This window comes from Nocardia sp. NPDC051750 (assembly GCF_044453135.1).
Lineage (GTDB): Bacteria > Actinomycetota > Actinomycetes > Mycobacteriales > Mycobacteriaceae > Nocardia.
Window position 1 is genome coordinate 891,479 of record NZ_JBITCK010000003.1, and the last position, 17,310, is coordinate 908,788.

Consider the following 17,310-nt stretch of genomic DNA (forward strand, 5'->3'; position numbering starts at 1 on the left):
CTTCTCGGAATGGATGGGGGCAGAAGCGAGCCGCCTCCGTGTGTGAACGCTCAAGCGATGCGGAGGAACCGCACATTCTCACTGAGTACTCGGCGTGCGCCGTCGAGATCGGCGAGTCGAGCGGAGGCGGTCGCTCCGGCGAGACCAGGTGGGAGCACATCGGAGAACTCCAGTCCGTCCACAGCCCGCCTATCAACGGTGGGCAGTTCGAGATCGGGGAGTGCGGCGCGTGCTGTCGTGAGGGCAATCAGCCATTCCTCGGCTGTGAGGTCGGGCCGAAGCTGATGCACCAGCCGTCCGCGGCGTGAATCCCCCTGGAGTGGGGCCATTCTCCCAGTAGTAGTGCGCTGGCTGCCGGAGGCGGCGCAACGCAATGAATACGCGGCCGCGAATACACGGACCCACCGAGTACGACTGGGTAGCCAACGAATCCTTCGACGACGACGATTGTCATATGCATACAAGGCTGGTCGCTCCGGATTCCTGGAGGTGGCGGCACTATATGAAGAAAGTCGAATCGTATGGCCAGGGCGGCGCTGTCGATCTAGTTCGGCTGAACTTCTCCACGATGCCGTAGCCGCCGCCCGCGCGGTCGTGGCCGACAAGGATCCCGATCTGCCCGGCGACCAACTCGATGCGACAGCCGAACAAGCCGGAATCGGTGCGGTCAAGTACGCGGACCTGTCCACCTCTCGGGTCAAGGACTACACGTTCGACCCGCAACGTATGGCCGCTTTCGGTGGCAACACCGGCGTCTACCTTCAATACGCGCACGCCCGGATCTGCTCGATTCTGCGCAAAGCCGGCGAATCCCGGCGGGTGACGGTCGATACCACAGCAGCGATCGAACCGGCCGAGCGCGCACTTGTCCTGACCCTCGACGACTACGGCACCGTTGTCGCCGACGTGGCCGCCACCCTGGAATCGCACCGGCTCGCGGGATACCTATACGACCTGGCCCGCGCGTTCAGCTCGTTCTACGACACCTGCCCGGTCGTGAATGCCTCCGAACCGGTTCGAAGCGACCGTCTCGCGGTGTGCCAACTCGCTGCCCGCACATTCGCCCATGGTCTCGGCCTGCTCGGCATCGCGGCCCCCGCCCGATGGTGACAGTCTTGCCGGCGTCAATGCCTTGTGATGGTTGCGTCAGCGCATCGTGCGCCCAGCGCGGAAGCGCCGCTGCTGCACAGGATACCGGCGTTGCCGAGGTGGAAGTGGAGGAGCGGTGCACAATGAAGGCACGGTAGTGAAGCTGCTGAACACGGTGTCCTCGAGAAACAGGGTTCTGGCCTGATGTAGGCCGATCCGAGATTCCGGCAGGCTCGATCGGTGCCGTGGTCGCCGTATACGGGATCGCACCGCCAGAGGTTTCGTACGACATCGAATTCGTCGCCGAGGACGGTGGCACTATTGGGATTGTGACGTTGACGGCTTCGGACCTTGTGCTGGTATCCAGGGTAGGCCGGAGTTGAGGTCTTCCAGGTGCAAGGTCGCGGTCGTGGTGTTCCGCCGGACGCGCTCGACCAGCGTGTGAGCTGGTCGGGGGTTGATGCCGGAGCTGACGGTGGCGATCAGATGTGAAGCGGAAATGCCGGCCACCCGTCCCAATGCATCTGGGCTACGAGCACTTCGATCAGGGAGATTTCGGTGTTTCCGCCGAGTGGGCGGACCGGGGACATTCGCACCGGTTCGAATCGCACCGATTCGGACCCGGTGTGGAGAAAGCACTGGCGAGGGGTGTTCGGGTGTATGCGGGTATCGGTGGGCACGGGTTGCGGTTCATCGGTGGAGCGAGTTTCCAGGGTGAGGTGGTAGGCCAGATATGAGGGGAGTTCGGCTGCCAATGTTTCGGGCGGCTGTTGCGCTGCCAGTACCAGGTGCGTTCCGATGGACCTGCCCATTCGACCGTGGGTTGCCAACAGCATGCGGAACTCCGGCTGCTGGGCGATGAGTTCGGCGATTCCGTCGATTACTACAACCAGGGTGGGTAACGGGTCCAGCCCCATGCCCATGACTCGTGCTCGTTCGTAATGTTCGAGATCGCCGAAATTTCCCATCCGCAGCAGTTCCAGCCGGCGATCGCACTCCTTGAACAGCAGAGCCAGGATGCGGTCGACCAGAGCGAGATTCTGTGCGACACCGGAAACATGGCCGGCAGTATGCGGCAGGTCGACCAACCCGTCGAATGTCCCACGGCCATGGAAGTCGACGAAGAAGAAGTTGACCGCCGCCGGCGAGTTCCGGATTGCCAGGCCGAGCACGATGGCCCTGATCAACTCGGCTCTGCCCGTATCTGGCGCGCCGGTGACGAATCCGTGCCCGAATCCCCAACCGTGGTTTATTTTGGCGACCGCCCGTATGGTCAACTCGGCCGGATTTCCGGCGTGGGTGACTCCGATCGGAACCGTCTCTACACCAGAGGGCCTGCGCTGCCACTGTTCCTGGATATCGATTCGCTCGGGATTGCCGAGGCCGTAGGCGGTTGCGAAATCGACCGGTTCCATCGCCGCCTGTCGGATTGCCGAGTCTTCCACGGTTGCCCCTCTCCGTCGGACGCGCCGATCACTCGGGCGTCGGGTGGCATCATATGGTCGTCGCTTCAGACGTGATCTCTCCGGGGTACCGACCTCGGCATCGGCGCCGGGCGGAAACCGGGTGGACGGGTGCGGCGGGCATCGGCATTGCTCGGACAACCCACCGGCACAACCGAATTCATTCGGTCCAACCAGGCCTGTTCTACAGAATTTGAGATATCGGCCGCGGAGAGAGCACCGACCGAGATCGACCTGTATGGCCTTGTACATCGATCAACGGTGGAGGTAGAGGCGTTCGTTGGGTAGGCGGGGGAGGTCGGTGGGGTGGCCGGGGAGGATGGTGGCGGCGTCGGGGTGGTGACGGGTGCACCATTCGTGCAGGAAGTGGTGGGCGGCGGTGTGGCAGGCGGCGTAGTCGAGGCGGAGATCGTGGAGGTGGATGCTGAGGTGGAGGTCGGGTTCGTGGGGGCGGGGTGAGGTCATGGGCGGGGTCCGGGGGGTGGGGGTGCGCAGCCAGCCGGTGCGGGCGGTGCAGGCGCGGAGGGAGTCGAGGACGGTGTGGCCGGAGAGGCGGAAGGGGTTGTGGGGGAGATGGATCCAGCGGCGGAAGTGTGCGCCGCGGTCGGTGGGAGAGGGGAGGGCGAGGGTGGTGCCGGGGTGGGTGAGGGAGATGTGGAGGCGGAAGAGTTCGGTGAACAGGGCGGTGTCGTCGGGGAGGTCGGGGCGGATGAGGAAGGTCCAGCGGCCGGAGCGGGGGTGAGCGAGGACCGGGCCGAGGGCGGAGACGGCGCCGTGGCGGTGACAGTGCCGGAGGTCGGTGTGGACGGCGTGGGCGAGGGACGACGGCATGACGAGGGCGGCGATATGGTCGGCGCGGACGGTTATACGGCCGAGTTCGAGTGGGTCAAGGCGGGCGGGGAGATCGCAGACGCGGCGGTAGAAGACGCAGCGGGTGGGTGGGGTGTCGCCGAACGGGACGGGTGGTTTCGGGTCGGTCATGAGCGGATTCCGGTCGTGTATTGGGCGGCGGTGGCGTAGCGGGGGCAGTGGTGGCCGGCGTGGGCGGCCATGAGCTGGTGGGCGTGGGCGTGGCCGCGGATGGGTTCTCGGGAACGGCAGTCGTCGGTGGGGTGTTCGTCGGGAAGAGCGCGCAGTCCATCGGCGAGGCGGTGCAGGATCGCTGGGTCGTCGGTGACCCAGCATTCGCGTGTGTGCCAGAGGCGCAGGGCAGCGGTCATGGCGGGGTTGGACGGTTGACGGGTGGGCAGAGGCGGAAGCTCGGGACTCATGTCGTGGTACCTCGGTGCTTTCGGACGGGAGCAGAGGCGGGCAGCCGAGCTGGATAGAGCGCACAGCGTTGGCGTCAATTCGATAGCAACGCTGGTGTTTTGCTCGGTGTAGAGCTAGTCGACCATCGGAACAGTCCGTCGGGGAACGTTCCTGAACGAGAATTCTCGAAAAGAAGGTGAAAGTTCCTGAACGAAGGCAGAATCGGTTCCAGTACGAACCATCTCGTCACTCAATCCACCCGGAGCAGCCAATGACCGAGAGTTCGACCGTCCCCAACTCGACGCTTCCGCGACGCATCCTTGCCCGCTTGTTGCGAGAGAAGCGTGAGGAAGCCGGGATCTCTGCAGAAGCCGCGCGCCGGGCAATCGGCGTATCGAAACAGACCTTCTGGCGGATGGAGACCGGGCAGCCGACGCGGATCAACCCGTTGTTCATCACCCACTTGGCTGAGATGTACCGATTGAACGACGAGGACGCGGCGGTTCTCCTGGGACTGACGGAGGAATCCCAGGCCAAGGGCTGGTGGCACGCCTTCGGCGATGCCATTCCCAAACACTTCGACCTCTATATGGGCCTGGAGGATGCGGCGCGGAGTTTCAGCTCTTACCACACGATGTTGTTGCCTGGACTGCTCCAAACCGTCGACTATCGGCGGGAAGTAATCTGGGCTGAGTTCCCCGGGATGGCAACCAGTGAGGTGGAACTACGCCTGGAGCTGCATACGCGCCGGCTCGACGGGTTGCACAGCAGGAAGCATCCGCTGGAGCTGAACGTGATGGTGGACGAGTCCGTCCTCCGGCGCAGCGTCGGGTCGCCGGACATCATGGCCGCCCAGTTGGCGCATCTCTTGGATGCAGACCAGATGCCGAACGTGGCGGTTCGGGTGGTCCCGTTGGCCGCACGCCGGCACAAGGGTGTCGTGACCGGTCATTTCGTGATTCTGGAGTTTCCCCGCCATCCGACGGCGAAGCTCACGGATCCACCGGTTGTCTACGTCCAGGGATTCACAGGCGCCCTGTATCTGGACAAGCAGGCCGAGTACGACCAATACCGTGACGCGTATGCTGACATCCGGCGTGTCGCGCTGGACGAGGCCGGTAGTCATGACCTCATCCAGGAGATTGCAGAGGAGTGGGTTCGGTGACGGTCGATCTATCAGGGGCACAGTGGTTCAAGAGCAGCCATAGCTCAGGGAGCCAAGAGTGCGTTGAGGTCGCGCACTTGGTGCAGCGCATGGTCGGTGTCCGTGATTCCAAGGATCCCAGTGGGCCCGTGCTGGCGTTTTCACCGTATGCGTGGGATGCGTTCACTCGCGCGGTGCACGGTGGAGTCTTTTGACATCAGATTCCGAACCTGGGGAAGGGCTCGTACTGCATTGCTGAGTACGAGCCCTTCGCGGTTCTGAGCGCGTGTTCAGCTCGTGGAGGAGGTATCGACCTTTCGACGCCCGCCGCGGCCGCCGCGCGAGGCGGCCGGTGGGCGCCAGGCTCGTAGATCGTCGTCAGTGAGGCCGTGTTCACCTTGGATGGTGCGGCGGTGGGAGGCGAGGAAGGCGGCGGAGAGAGGCCGTAGGCCGGGTCGACCTCGGTGTGCCACTGGTCGAGCCAAGGTTGTAGTTCGAGGAGTGCGGCCAGGAGCGGGGTGATCTCCTCTGTCGGCGGTGCGGTGTTGGTGAGGTGGGTGGCGAGGGCGAAGGCTTGCTCACGGTGGTCCCAGCCGGCCCACCCGTACAGGTCGCGGGTGGTGGCGTAGGAGATGAAACGTTCCTGGGGTGGGGCAACCTGCGGTCGGATCCGGATACCGGCCGGGTGACGACGGGGCCGATTTCCATCGGGCTCGATACCTGTATCAATTGACTGCCGCCGGGCAGGCTGCCGAGGAAGCGCTCGCCGTCTATGACGAGGCGCTGGGACGCCGGGGTGCACTCCAGTCGGTGGCGCTCGAGGACATCGCGAACCAATTGCGGGCGTTGGTGGCGCTCGCTCGGGCCGAGGTCGCCGATATCGATCCGGCGGAACTGCATCTGCTGCTCCTCGGGCTGGTGGAACGGTTTTCCGGGTTGGCCGATAACGCTCAGGCTTTTATGGCGTCGTTGCGCCGGGTGATCGATTTCTCCGACGGTGACGTCGAGGCTTTCGTGGCCTACAAGCAGCGGCTGATCGACTGCATCAACCGGTTCATCGCCGATCTCGCGAATCGGGGCGCGGAAATCGCGGCGCTGCTGGATGAGCCGGCCCCCGAAGCGGTGGAGCGTCTGCTGCGGCTGGCGGTGGAAACGTGAGGCTCGCGATGTGGTGCCCGACGTGGCCGAGACCCCGGCTCGTGGGGCTCGGACTCTCCGGCCGGATGCATTACGTCGACGGTTCGCGCGAGTTGGTACCCGGGGTCGGGGGTGCATCTCGTGGCGGCCATACCGCGGGTACACAGGTGGTCAGCGTGGCGACTGCACCCGGTACCGTCGTGCTCCCCGCCGACGCATCACATTTCTACGGAAACGTCTGCGGTGACGCGCCGTTCGCAGTCCACACGGATCTCCCCGGGACCTACCACGCCTTCGACATCATCCACGAATTGGCGAGTAGTCCGGAGCTGATCGTGCCCGGCCAACGACCCGGAAGTATTCCACCGATTCGAGCCGGTCGCTGCGTCGGAAGTACGGCGGTGCGTATCGCATGAAAAGGCACGGCACGCGGGCACGAGTGCCGGCAGCCGCAGGTCTCGCCGGATTCAGGCGGCGCGATGGGATCGGGGTAGGAGGGCGCCGTCCATGATCTCGGTCCACCAGTTGTGCAGTGGGCTGGGGTCTGGCCAGTGCACGTCGGCGTGGGCGTCGGCGCCATCGGCGCCGGCGGCGGCTGCGCCGCTTGCGGCCGGGTGGGGCGTAGAGCGCTGGGCTGCTGCGGATCGGGGGCCGGGCGGTCCGAGGCGATCGAGGCCGGTGTCCGTCGCTGGCGTCGTCATGCCGTAGTTCCTCTCGGACTATGGTCTGCGGAAGCCCGGGTGGGCCCGGAAGTGCTGTGCTGACCGGGCCCACCCGTCGCTGGATGGAATGTGAGAACCGAAGGTCGGGCGGTCCGCGTTCGCGGGCCCGGAACCGGTCCGGCCGCGACCTCTGTGGCCGTAAAGATCCGCGGCTGGAGCCGGTGGTTCGCGCCGGCGGAGCACCGGTCGTGCGCAGCCGTGGCAACCATCGGACTCGGGTCGCTTGCAGCGCCTCGTCGACCTCGGCGAACAGCTCCTCGAACTCGGGATCCAGTGCGATCAGCCGGGGATCCACATTTTCCAGCCGGTTTTCGCCGGTACGGGTCATTGCGTTCACGGCCGGGCTCCCGCTGTGGTGCCGACCCGGGGGGTCAGGCGCTGATGGCCTGACGCTCGTGGTCGTGGCGCGCGACCTCGATCTTGCGGGGCTTGGCCTTCTCCGATACCGGGATCACCAACCGCAGCACCCCGTCGCGGTAGTCGGCGCGGATCGCGTCGGTATCGAGGTTCTCCCCCAGGAACAGCTGACGGCTGAACACCCCGCGGGTGCGCTCGGCGGCAAGCATCGACCGGCTCGAATCCAATTCCGGCCGGGCGGCCCGCACGGTCACCACATTGCGTTCGACATCCAGGTCCAGGGAGTCCGGGTCGATGCCGGGCAGATCCAGCTCGACGAAGAAGTCGTCGCCCTCGCGCCAGGCGTCCATCGGCATCGCCGCCGGCCGCGCGGGCGTGCCGAAGACCTGCTGGGTCAGACGATCCAGATCACGGAAGGGATCGGTGCGCATCAACATGGTCGCCACCTCCAGTCACTCCTTAACTCTCGAAGAGGAACCAGATAATCTATGTCTACTGACAGAAATAATATTTAGCACTCGGCTGAGGAGAGTGCAAGTAGTATTTGCAGATAATGTCGAGAGGATGGTGAAGAGGGTGACGGGTGAGTACAGCCGTAACCTGCCCGGCGCCGGGCAGGGCGTGTACGCGATATCGGTGGCCGCCGAACTTGCCGGCGTCGGAGTTCAGACGCTGCGGCTCTACGAACAACACGGGTTGGTCATCCCGGCTCGAAGTGCGGGCGGAACCCGCCGCTACAGCCACGACGATCTGGCACGCCTGCAGCGCATCACCGATCTGGCCGGGCAGGGTATCCACCTCACCGCGATCGGGCGCATCCTCGAACTCGAAGACGCCAACACCACGCTCCGCGACGCCAACGCCGCCCTCGCCGCCGAACGCGACCGGCTCCGCGACGGACCGTCACAACGCTGACATCCGGTGTCGCCCGAGACGGGCCCTGTTCATCCCTGTCGACCACGAACGTCACGAGCCATGCCCCGGGCCCGGATGCACAGGGTCGTGCCGAATCGTCTGCGGGTAGCGCCGGCCGGCGGCCGGAGGGTCAGTATTCGAAGTAGTCCTCAGTACTGACGCGCGGATTCGGCGCTGATGGAAGGGGACCCGGAACAGATGGATCGCGCACAGGCCCTGTCCTGGTTGTGAGCAATGTGGCCACCAGTATCAGGGTCGTCGCGATGACGACGTGCGCGGCGAGCATCACCAACATGGGGAGGGCGAAGCCTTCGTTGGTGAGAACGCCGTGGTCTCCTACACAGTAGAGGGTGTAGTTGGTGGAGGTACCTTCGGAATCGTGGAAGGTGTCGGACACGACCATGGGCTCGGTGGCCGGGGAGGAACAGAACAGGGGCGCGGTGAGTTTCGCTTCACCTGGCCAGATGGCGACGGGCACGATAATGCTGAAGGCACCGGCGACGAGGCCGGTCCAGAGGCTTGTCACTACTCGGGACATCGGCTATACCTGCTGGGCTCGGAGGAAGACGCCGGTGCGGTCGAACTCGGCGACCACCTCCGAGCGGGCGGAAACCACGTTGGCGACGATCCGGATATCGCGGCCGAAGCGGCTCACCACGATGGCGGTGACCTGACCGTCGGTGATTTCGCTGCGCGTGCGGGCGGTATCGACTATGTCTTCGATACGCGAGAGGCCTGGCACCTCGCTGATCGTGAAGTTCTCGCCGTCCAGGTCGTCGAATGAGGAAACCCGCACCGGGCGTGGGGCACTCAGTTCACCGAGCGTGAAGGAGTAGTCGTCCAGCACGCGGGGTTGACCGGGCGGCCGGACGCGCAGGCGGACAGTGGGTTCGCGGGCGGTGAAATCGCTGCCGGCGAGGAAGTCGGTCAACTGGGCAGGCTGATTGTTCACCACAAGCCGGAACTGGGTGGAGTTCGGTGCCGTCAGGAGCACAACGTTCACATCCGGGTCTTCCGCACCGATGCGCTGGGCCAGCGCGGCGATCGCGGCCTGCGGCAGTGCGCTCACCAACCCGCCGCCGCGGGTGCGGATCCGGTCCTCGAAATCCGCCCGGTCCACCGCGCCGATACATCCGCTGGTGCTGCTGAGCACAGTCAGGCACAGCAGGACACGGAACCAGTTGCCACGGTGCATGTTCTGCAGGCTATGCGTTGCGAACCGATTGCGCTGGGCGGCAGTGCCTCGGTTACTGCGTCAGAGTGAAACCGTCGTAGTCGTCGGCGGCGACCTGGTCGCATTTTTCGCGGTATGCTCCGACGCCGCCGATGTAGGCGTACATCACCCTCGGCTTGCCGGGCACGTTCGACCCCACGTACCAGGAGTCGACCTTCGGGTACAGCGTCAGATCGCCGACTTCGTCGACGTGCCGGGTCCATTCCTGCTCCGCGTCGGCCTCGGCCTCCATGGTCGTGACGCCCTTGGACCGCATCGTGTCGATCGCGTCCGCCACCCAGTCGACGTGCTGTTCGATGGATACCAGCATGTTCGACAGGACCGAGGGGCTGCCCGGGCCCGTGATCGTGAACAGGTTCGGAAAGCCTGCCACGGCGAGACCGAGATAGGCTACGGGCCCAGCGGCCCACTTCTCCCGCAGCGCCGCACCATCCCGGCCGCGAATGTCGATCGCGTCCAGCGCACCTGTCATCGCGTCGTATCCCGTGGCGTAGATGATGTCGTCGAACTCGAAACTCTCCTGCGTCGTCTCGAGCCCGGACTCGGTGACCTCGGTGAGCGGAGTAGCTCGTACGTCCACGAGCCGGACATTGGGACGATTGAAGGTTTCGTAATAGTTCGTACCCAGGACCGGGCGCTTGACGCCGAACAAACCGGTGGGCTGAAGTAGCTCGGTGACAACCGGATCCGTCACGATCTCGGCGATGCGGTCGCGAATGAACTGGGCGGCGGTTTCGTTGGCGGCTTCGTCGGCGAGTGTGTCCGTGAATCCGGTCAGCATGCTGACCAGTTCGCTGTTCTTGTCCTCCCATACGCTGCGGTAGAAGGCATTTCGCTCCTCTTCGCTCACCTCGAGCGCCCCCTTGGTGGCCTCGGGCCGCGCGATGCCGAACGACGATTCCCGGTTGGCCTTGCGCACCTCGCGATAGCGCGACTTGATATCGCGCTGGAATTCGGGATCTATCGCGTGATTGCCGGCGGGAAGAACATAGTTCGCGGTCCGCTGGAACACGGTGAGCTCATCGGCCACTTCGGCGACGAGCGGAATAACCTGCACCCCCGAGGAACCCGTGCCGATCACCGCGACCCGCCGGCCGGTGAAGTCCACCTCCTGCTCGGGCCAGTTACCGGTATGGAAGCTGCGGCCCCGGAACTTCTCGATACCCGGCACCTCCACCATCTTCGGCACCGACAGGCAGCCTGTCGCCATGATCGCGAACCGCGCCGACACGACCTCGCCCTGATCGGTCGTGATCCGCCATCGCGCGGCGGACTCGTCGTAGACGGCAGCGGTGACCCGGGTCCGTAACTGCACATCCTTACGCAGGTCGAAACGATCCGCGACATGGTTGATGTAGCGGAGCAACTCCGGTTGCGGCGGCAACTTCTCCGTCCACTCCCACTCCTGCTCGAGGTCCGGGTCGAACGAGTAGTTGTAGTACATGCTCTTCACGTCGACGCGGGCGCCCGGATAGCGGTTCCAGTACCACGTGCCGCCGAGTCCGTCGCCCGCCTCGTACACCTGCACCGAGAGTCCGAGTTCGCGCAGCTTGTGCAGCATGTGGAGGCCGGCGAACCCGGCTCCGACGACGACTGCGTCGATCTCGCGAGCCTCCTGCCCGGCCGAGAGTGCGGAGTGCTCCGGGGTCGTTGTCATCGTGGGACCTGCCTTTCAATGAGTCGCCGTGGGACGCCCGACAGCGGTTCGGTTCGACTATGTGCCGAGCCGGCAGTTATCTGGTCGAGGGAAGAGATGGGCGTGATGTGGTGGTGGGACGTGGTAGACGGTGACGCCGCAGAAGTTCTTGCCCTCCCTCATGCGAGACGCATCGGCGGGCACGGTGGAAACTGCACCGGTAGCGCCACCAACGCACGGTGGAACTGACCGGGCCGCCAATCCAGGTCCTGCACAGGTACTTGCGAACGGATATCCGGCAGGGCATCGAGCAGCAGGTCGATGCCCTGGGAGGCGATCGTCAGGGCGAGGGACTGAGCCGGGCAGGCATGCGGTCCGGCCCCCCACGCCAGATGTGACCGGTTGCCTCCGCGGTCACCGCGCACGACGGGATCGTTGTTGCACGCGGCCAAGCTGATGACCACCGGTTGATCAGCGGGCAGCCACGTATCGCCGACGAGTTGTGGCTGTCTGGGGTAGCTCACGCACCAGTTCGCCAGCGGCGGGTCTTCGAACAGCACGGCATCGATCGCGTCGCGGGTAGCCACGGCGCCGCTGAGGACGCCACCGCCGTACTGCTCGTCGGTCATCAACAGCAGCAATGCGTTGAGGATGAGATTGCAGGTCGGCTCCGTGCCCATCGAGAACAGCAGCGCCGCCTGATTCACCATCTCCATGAGATCGAGCCCGTCCGGATGCCGCAGCAGCGCCGAGGTCAGATCGTCCCCCGGCTCGGCCTGCTTCTGCTGGACAACTCCGATCAGGGCCTCGACGAAACGCTGCTGCCCCTCCTCGGCACCTACGCCCTCCAGCATCGCGGCCATCCCCTCGTAAGCCGCGGCCGCGGCGTCTTCGGGAAAACCCATCAGTTCACTGAGGACCCGGAAGGTCAGCGGATACGCGTAGTCGATCTGCAGGTCGGCGGTACCCCGGTCGCAGAAGGTATTGATCAGTGCCTCGGCCGCCCGCGCGACCGCGTCGTGCACCTTGTGCAGGTCGACGGTTTCCAGCGCGGCGATGATGGTGCGCCGGTACCGGTCGTGTTCGGCACCCGCGGTTCGCAGCGCGTTCGGGCGATAGCCCAGCATCGGCACCATCGGACAGCCCGGGGCGGCGTTCTTCTCCCAGCGGCGCGAATCGGCGGGGAAATGGTCCTCGTCGTTGAGGATCTGGACGGCCACCTGGTAGCCGATCACGAGCGTAGCCGGCACACCCGGAGCGAGCTCGACCTGTACCAACGGGCCGTGACGTCGCATGTCTTCGTAGACGCGGTGCGGATCGGCCGCGAACGAGGGGGCATCCAGCCGGACACGAGGGTCGGCGGATACCGGGGACCCGTACGCGAACGGGGATTCGCCCTGCACACCCGGATCTGTATTGCTCAACGGGTGACCTTCGCGGGCGGTGACGCGGTGTGTCCCTTTCTGCCTGCTGCGGGACGGCCTGGCATTCGTTGTGTAGGCACGTCAGGTGACCATACCGGAAAGTGTTCCAGTCCAACATCTTTAGCGAAACCAGCACGGTCGCTTGTTGCTTGTATGTAGCTGCCGCGCGTCGGATCAACCATCCACGGCAGGCATCACCACGCACCGTCCGGATCGAAATCGGCGAAATCGAAGCCCGGCGAGACGACGCAGCTGACCAGGACGTCGTCCGCCTCCCCGGCCAGTGGTTCGGCGCTCTGCCACGAGCCGGCCGGGACCAGCACCTGCGGCCGCTCACCGGCGAGCACGTCACCGCCGAGAACATGACGCTCGGCGGCGTCCGGTTGCGGCCCGTCTCCGCCGAGAGTCAAGCCGAGGGGCCGACCGGCATGCCACAGCCACAGCTCGTCGGAACGCACCCGATGCCACACCGACCGCTCGCCGGGGCCGAGCATGAAGTAGATCGCCGTACCGGCAGCTCGGGTGCCGGAGTAGCCCGCCGGGGTGAAGGTATGTGCACTGCGCCAGGTTTCGCGGAACCATCCGCCTTCGGGATGCGGCAGCAGGTCCAGCGATTCGGCCAGCGGCGAGCGGTGGTCGAGGCTGATAAACGTGCCGGTGACATCCCTGCGCGCATAGCGGATTTCGGCGATCGCGGAGCGTTCGATAGGCCCGAATACGCGCGGGATCAGCGTATTCTCGGCGCCCGGTGCCGCGGAACTCGCACTCTCGAATCGGACCGGTGCGCTGATCTTTGCCGGATCGAGCAGCAGCGCCGCCATAGGTTCGCTTTCGTCCCGATAGCACGTGTTCGCCGTGTGCAGCATTGCCGTCTCGTCCGGTGCACACTGCATGAAACCTTCGGTTTCCAGCGACGGATCGGAAATCGCCCCGTCGGTTGCCCGTAGGTCCGACAAACGCAACATATAGACAATCAGGTCGGTAGGCACCGCCCCAATCTACTCACTACCGGTCCGGCGGAACCGGCCCATCGCCGGCTGAGTGGACAGTGCCCGGAGTTACCAGCGGGCCGGTGCCGGGGTTTCCATGGACAGCGGGCGCTGGTAGGACAAGTCGGATTCGTCGCGGGTGCCGACGAGGTATCCCGCTTTCTTGACGAAGCTCGATTGCAGCACCGAGGCGTCCGCGCCGAACATCGTTTCGACCGTCGAACGCCGTACCGCGATGCGCCACTCGCTGTCCCGGCGTTCGAGGCGGTCGAAGTACCGGCCGGTGATCAGCTGGGCGCTGCGGCCGTCGAGTCCGAGTAGTACAACGATGACGTAGCTTTCGGCGTGCGCGGTATCCCCGTCGATCTCGCAGGTGTGCGTGGTGATGTGGTGAGTGTGGACGCGGGAGGTGGCCGCGTGGGTTCGGTTGGCCCATTCGGCGTAGCCGGTGCCGGGGTTGATTGCGGCACCGTGTTCGTCGATCCCGTCGTGGTGATAGGCGGCGGTGACGAGATCGGGGTCGTGGCGATCGCAGCCGCGCGCATGACCCGCTACGCAATCGAGGATCGCGGTCCGGTCCATCAGGTATCGGACATCGCGCTGCAGCGCTTCCAGGGCCTTGTCCTCGCTCATATTTCTCCTCTGGGAGTACAGCCGGAACGAAGCAACCAGTGCGTTGACCACCGAGTTCATGGCATTGGGCAACCATTGCGAATCGGTCCGAGCCGAGATCGCCGAGGCGACCGAGCGGGTGCGAAAGCTTCAACTCGACGCCCTGGCATCGGGTTTCGACGGACACAGGTTCCTCGGCCAGCAGCTCACCCCGGGCGCGCTCCTGCTGCTCATCATCGGCATACCGAAATTCCTCAACCTGGAAGAGAGGGAATCGGCGTCCGCACCGCCCACCGAGAACTCGTGGACGCTGTCGAGCAGTATCTGGGATCGGTCCAGTCGGCGGCGGCATCCGCGTCGCCGAAGCGATCACACTGAGGGGCGATGGTCTGGTGGCGTGGCCGGTGATCAGAACAGTGGGACGTGCCCGGCCTCGACCCCGCCCGGGTCCCGGCCTGGGTATGCCGCCGTGATGCGCACCGGTTGCCGGATCTCGGACCGGCTGTCGAGACACGAGAGTCACTCTCCGCGAACTCGTGGTCCCGCGTGTTAATTTGCTGCTGTGGCCGCACCGATCGATACCATCGACCAGGTCACGCGCTATCTCGACCTTGCCGGTGTCTTCGCCTGTGCGATGCTCGGCGGCGCCGTATCCCGGACCGAGGGCCTGGACCTGTTCGGCTTCCTGGTGGTCGGCATCGTTTCCGGCCTCGGCGGTGGCATCATCCGCGACACCCTGCTCCAGAAGGGTCCCCCGGTCGCCCTCACCGACTATGCCTACCTGCCCACCGCTGTGGCCGGCACTCTGATCGCCTTCGTCATCCATCTCAGCGAACACTCCTGGGACCGGCTGTTCACCGCCCTCGATGCCGCGGTGATCGGCTTCTGGGCGGTCACCGGCGCGCAGAAGACACTGGCCGCCGGGCTGGGCTGGCTCCCCGCTGTTCTGCTCGGGATCACCACGGCCGTCGGTGGCGGCGCCACCCGCGACGTACTGCTGCGGCGGGTTCCTGCGGTGTTCGGAGGCAACGGCCTGTATGCGACGGTCGCCGCGATCGTCGCGGGCACCATGGTGGTGTGTACCTACCTGGGCGCCCCTGCCCTGGGTATCGTCCTCGGTATCTTCTGCTCCCTGCTGCTGCGGCTGGCCGCCGTCCGCTTCGGCTGGGGACTGCCCAACGGACTGGAGTGGCAACCACACACCCGCCTGGCCGCCGCCTTCCGTGGTAGCCGCCCACCACGACGCCGGCGGCGCGACCGTACCCGCCGCCGCGACACCGAAGAAGGCAATTGACAGATCTGCAAACCGCCAGCGAGGATATGAGCGAGATACCGGCCGCCTTCGGCGCCCCGTTCACCTACTGGGGCATCGGGGGAGCGGACCCGACAGCCTATGCCGCGGCCGTACGGAAAGGTACTGTCTCCCAGGATATTCCGGTCAATCACAGCCCGTACTTCGCACCCGTGATGCAACCCACGCTCGACACCGGCGTCAAAGCCCTCACCGTCGCCGCCCTCGCCTGGCTGGGCACCGGGGACGGCCACTGACGCCGGCGTCGGAGCGGTGCCAAGTTATGGAGTGATCGTTCAAATTCGATGGACCGACCGGACCGCTGCCGGCCGGGCCGGGATTGCGGGTTCAACGGCTCGAACTCGTCGACACGCATCACTCGCCCGCCAGCGCAACCCATCCGGACGGGAACTAGCGTTTGCGGCCCCGGGCCGGCTTCTTCCTCGCGGGGGCCGGCTTCCTCACGGGACGCGGTCGCTTCCCGGAGGGGTTCGGCTTCCGCGGTTCTGGTTCGGTGCTCTTTCCGGCAGGGGAGCGGGAGCTGTTCTGCGAGCGGCCGCGCACTACGCCGATGAACTCCTCTACCGAGTCGGTGGTCCGGTCCGGCGGCCAGGCCAGCGCGATTTCGGTGTCGTCGGTGTCGGTCACCGTGCGGTAGACGAGGTCGCGCCGGTGGTGCAGGCGGGCGATCGAATGGGGCACGATGGCGACGCCGACTCCGGCGGCGACGAGTTCGATGGCGTCTTTGACGGTATCGATATCGGCGGTGTCCTGCAGGCGCTCGTCTGCGAGATCGGCCATGCCGACCTCGTCGAACAGGGCGATCTCGTGGTCCTTGGGTACCACAACGACGGGTAGCTCACGGTAGAGCGGGATTGCGTTCAGACCGCCGCGGTCGATCGGCAAGCGGACGAAGCACATGTCGATCCGGCCCTCGCGCAGTGCGGTCTCCTGATCGGCCTGGGCAACAGGGGCCAGCTCGAGCGGGGTATCCGGGAACCGCTCACCCCAGATCCGCTCCCACTTGGTGACGGTGACGCCGGGCACGAACCCGACCCGCAGCGTGGCGGGGGCGACCGCTGCGGTGCCTGCCGGATCCTCGGTCCGCGCAATGATGTCACGCGCCTCCCGCAGCAACTCCCGTCCGGCATCGGTCAGCTGGGTCGGCTGTGCTCCCGGCACGAACAGCTTCGTGCCGAGCTCGGTCTCCAGGTCGATGACCGTATGGCTGAGCTTCTGGCGGGAGATGTGCAAGGCCTTCGCGGCGCGTGCGAAGTGCAGCTCCTCCGCGACTGCGGTGAACCAGCGCAGGCGCTGCACATCGATCGAGGAGAACCGGCTCATATCGGCAAGCGTATGGCACCGCGGCGTCCGGACCGGCTCGGCGGCCCGATACGCTGTTCCGGTGAGCCCGGACAGGAAACCGCAGATGATGAAGCCGCTGACCGCGGCCAACAAACTCGGCATCTATCTGCCGGCGGCTCCCGAAGAGTTCCGGAACGCCTCCATTTCCCGGGCCGAGCTGGACGAGCTCCGCACGAACCCGCCGCAGTGGCTCACCGAGCTGCGCCGCACCGGACCGTTCCCGCGTGACGTCGTGGCCCGCAAGCTCGGTATCTCCAACAGTGGCCTGACCCGAGCCGGCGTGTCCGACTCGCTCACCGCCGACGAGATCGCCGCCTTCGTCGCGGATCCGCCGGAGTGGCTGACCCGTGAACGCGAAAGCTATGCCGCCGTGCGCGCCGAGGACGAACGGGCCCAGGCCAAGGAGGCCGAACGCCGGGCAGCGACCAACCGGCCGGCCAAGGGTCGCTAGTTGTTCTGACTCAACCGGACTCGGGGCAGTCCCGCAATGCTGAAGTGCGCAATGCCGGCGCGCGGGCAAGTTGAGCCGGGAGGTGCCGGTGCATCGGCCAGGCGGCGGGTGCGAAACGGGCCGGATAGCCCACTGTCGGCGGCATCAACGGCCGGGCCACGTCGGGCAGCGCCCCGCTGCCGTTCGAGCTGATCGGGTGGTCCGGGGAGTCGAAAGTCCGCTGGGCGAGC

Annotated in this window: 23 protein-coding genes and 1 pseudogene; 10 read left to right on the plus strand and 14 right to left on the minus strand. The window is 65.8% G+C overall.

The window, feature by feature from the left end; genetic code table 11:
- Window positions 1-50 precede the first annotated feature (50 nt).
- Window positions 51-329 carry a hypothetical protein gene (locus ACIA75_RS17260; protein ID WP_397104857.1) on the minus strand — a complete coding sequence of 93 codons (279 nt, stop codon included), beginning with the start codon at window positions 327-329 and terminating at the stop codon, window positions 51-53.
- 160 nt (window positions 330-489) lie between these two features.
- Here ACIA75_RS17260 and argS point away from each other — a divergent pair, with 160 nt between their 5' ends.
- Both argS and ACIA75_RS17270 read left to right on the plus strand, forming a co-directional pair.
- Entirely contained in the window at window positions 490-1,110 is a 621-nt protein-coding gene (gene argS, locus ACIA75_RS17265; protein WP_397104859.1) for an arginine--tRNA ligase, read from the plus strand.
- A gap of 200 nt (window positions 1,111-1,310) precedes the next feature.
- Entirely contained in the window at window positions 1,311-1,472 is a 162-nt protein-coding gene (locus tag ACIA75_RS17270) for a DUF4926 domain-containing protein (RefSeq protein ID WP_397105364.1), read from the plus strand.
- Between the two features lie 99 nt (window positions 1,473-1,571).
- Here ACIA75_RS17270 and ACIA75_RS17275 read toward each other — a convergent pair whose 3' ends face one another.
- Genes ACIA75_RS17275 through ACIA75_RS17285 form a run of 3 tightly spaced genes read right to left on the minus strand, consistent with a single transcriptional unit; the run spans window position 1,572 to window position 3,823 of the window.
- Entirely contained in the window at window positions 1,572-2,804 is a 1,233-nt protein-coding gene (locus ACIA75_RS17275) for an FtsK/SpoIIIE domain-containing protein (RefSeq protein ID WP_397104861.1), read from the minus strand.
- Window positions 2,805-2,807: 3 nt separating this feature from the next.
- A complete protein-coding gene (locus tag ACIA75_RS17280; protein WP_397104863.1) occupies window positions 2,808-3,533 on the minus strand; it encodes a hypothetical protein in 726 nt (241 codons plus the stop codon).
- Window positions 3,530-3,823 (minus strand): hypothetical protein, encoded by a 294-nt coding sequence (locus ACIA75_RS17285; RefSeq protein WP_397104865.1) that lies wholly within the window; start codon window positions 3,821-3,823, stop codon window positions 3,530-3,532. The genes ACIA75_RS17280 and ACIA75_RS17285 overlap by 4 nt, the downstream gene beginning before the upstream one ends.
- A gap of 251 nt (window positions 3,824-4,074) precedes the next feature.
- Here ACIA75_RS17285 and ACIA75_RS17290 point away from each other — a divergent pair, with 251 nt between their 5' ends.
- The gene (locus ACIA75_RS17290) at window positions 4,075-4,968 is read left to right on the plus strand and encodes a helix-turn-helix domain-containing protein (RefSeq protein WP_397104867.1); all 894 of its coding nucleotides are present in this window, start codon (window positions 4,075-4,077) and stop codon (window positions 4,966-4,968) included.
- On the plus strand, window positions 4,965-5,162 hold the full coding sequence (locus ACIA75_RS17295; RefSeq protein ID WP_397104869.1) for a DUF397 domain-containing protein: 198 nt from the start codon (window positions 4,965-4,967) through the stop codon (window positions 5,160-5,162). The genes ACIA75_RS17290 and ACIA75_RS17295 overlap by 4 nt, the downstream gene beginning before the upstream one ends.
- A gap of 2 nt (window positions 5,163-5,164) precedes the next feature.
- On the opposite strand, the gene ACIA75_RS17300 is transcribed toward ACIA75_RS17295, so the two are convergent.
- Window positions 5,165-5,677, minus strand: coding sequence for a DUF7008 domain-containing protein (locus ACIA75_RS17300; protein WP_397105366.1), 513 nt, complete (start codon window positions 5,675-5,677; stop codon window positions 5,165-5,167).
- On the opposite strand from ACIA75_RS17300, the gene ACIA75_RS17305 reads away from it, so the two are divergent.
- Both ACIA75_RS17305 and ACIA75_RS17310 read left to right on the plus strand, forming a co-directional pair.
- Entirely contained in the window at window positions 5,596-6,105 is a 510-nt protein-coding gene (locus ACIA75_RS17305) for a DUF2397 family protein (protein ID WP_397104871.1), read from the plus strand. The two genes, ACIA75_RS17300 and ACIA75_RS17305, sit on opposite strands and share 82 nt — an antisense overlap.
- Window positions 6,106-6,260: 155 nt before the next feature.
- Window positions 6,261-6,500, plus strand: a complete 240-nt coding sequence (locus tag ACIA75_RS17310) for a hypothetical protein (RefSeq protein WP_397104873.1) — start codon at window positions 6,261-6,263, stop codon at window positions 6,498-6,500.
- A 51-nt stretch (window positions 6,501-6,551) separates the two neighbouring features.
- Here ACIA75_RS17310 and ACIA75_RS17315 read toward each other — a convergent pair whose 3' ends face one another.
- Window positions 6,552-6,785, minus strand: coding sequence for a hypothetical protein (locus ACIA75_RS17315; protein WP_397104875.1), 234 nt, complete (start codon window positions 6,783-6,785; stop codon window positions 6,552-6,554).
- Window positions 6,786-7,177: 392 nt separating this feature from the next.
- Complete coding sequence (locus tag ACIA75_RS17320; protein WP_397105368.1) at window positions 7,178-7,600, minus strand: Hsp20/alpha crystallin family protein; 423 nt, start codon at window positions 7,598-7,600, stop codon at window positions 7,178-7,180.
- A 127-nt stretch (window positions 7,601-7,727) separates the two neighbouring features.
- Between ACIA75_RS17320 and ACIA75_RS17325 the strand changes: the two genes are divergently transcribed.
- Entirely contained in the window at window positions 7,728-8,078 is a 351-nt protein-coding gene (locus ACIA75_RS17325; protein ID WP_397104877.1) for a MerR family transcriptional regulator, read from the plus strand.
- A gap of 130 nt (window positions 8,079-8,208) precedes the next feature.
- On the opposite strand, the gene ACIA75_RS17330 is transcribed toward ACIA75_RS17325, so the two are convergent.
- The 6 genes from ACIA75_RS17330 to ACIA75_RS17355 all read right to left on the minus strand — a co-directional run bounded on the left by ACIA75_RS17330 (window position 8,209) and on the right by ACIA75_RS17355 (window position 13,994).
- The gene (locus ACIA75_RS17330; protein ID WP_397104879.1) at window positions 8,209-8,616 is read right to left on the minus strand and encodes a hypothetical protein; all 408 of its coding nucleotides are present in this window, start codon (window positions 8,614-8,616) and stop codon (window positions 8,209-8,211) included.
- A 3-nt stretch (window positions 8,617-8,619) separates the two neighbouring features.
- Window positions 8,620-9,273, minus strand: a complete 654-nt coding sequence (locus ACIA75_RS17335; RefSeq protein WP_397104881.1) for a hypothetical protein — start codon at window positions 9,271-9,273, stop codon at window positions 8,620-8,622.
- Between the two features lie 52 nt (window positions 9,274-9,325).
- Entirely contained in the window at window positions 9,326-10,969 is a 1,644-nt protein-coding gene (locus ACIA75_RS17340; protein WP_397104883.1) for a flavin-containing monooxygenase, read from the minus strand.
- A gap of 158 nt (window positions 10,970-11,127) precedes the next feature.
- Window positions 11,128-12,372, minus strand: coding sequence for a cytochrome P450 (locus ACIA75_RS17345; RefSeq protein ID WP_397104885.1), 1,245 nt, complete (start codon window positions 12,370-12,372; stop codon window positions 11,128-11,130).
- A gap of 194 nt (window positions 12,373-12,566) precedes the next feature.
- A complete protein-coding gene (locus tag ACIA75_RS17350; protein WP_397105370.1) occupies window positions 12,567-13,337 on the minus strand; it encodes a cupin domain-containing protein in 771 nt (256 codons plus the stop codon).
- A gap of 93 nt (window positions 13,338-13,430) precedes the next feature.
- Entirely contained in the window at window positions 13,431-13,994 is a 564-nt protein-coding gene (locus tag ACIA75_RS17355) for a nuclear transport factor 2 family protein (RefSeq protein ID WP_397104887.1), read from the minus strand.
- 541 nt (window positions 13,995-14,535) lie between these two features.
- Between ACIA75_RS17355 and ACIA75_RS17360 the strand changes: the two genes are divergently transcribed.
- Window positions 14,536-15,267 (plus strand): trimeric intracellular cation channel family protein, encoded by a 732-nt coding sequence (locus tag ACIA75_RS17360; protein ID WP_397104889.1) that lies wholly within the window; start codon window positions 14,536-14,538, stop codon window positions 15,265-15,267.
- An 8-nt stretch (window positions 15,268-15,275) separates the two neighbouring features.
- Window positions 15,276-15,521: pseudogene (locus ACIA75_RS17365) on the plus strand (amidohydrolase); the annotation flags it as partial.
- Between the two features lie 154 nt (window positions 15,522-15,675).
- Here ACIA75_RS17365 and ACIA75_RS17370 read toward each other — a convergent pair.
- On the minus strand, window positions 15,676-16,608 hold the full coding sequence (locus tag ACIA75_RS17370) for a LysR family transcriptional regulator (protein ID WP_397104891.1): 933 nt from the start codon (window positions 16,606-16,608) through the stop codon (window positions 15,676-15,678).
- Window positions 16,609-16,669: 61 nt separating this feature from the next.
- On the opposite strand from ACIA75_RS17370, the gene ACIA75_RS17375 reads away from it, so the two are divergent.
- Entirely contained in the window at window positions 16,670-17,080 is a 411-nt protein-coding gene (locus tag ACIA75_RS17375) for a DUF5997 family protein (RefSeq protein ID WP_397104893.1), read from the plus strand.
- Window positions 17,081-17,310: the final 230 nt, after the last annotated feature.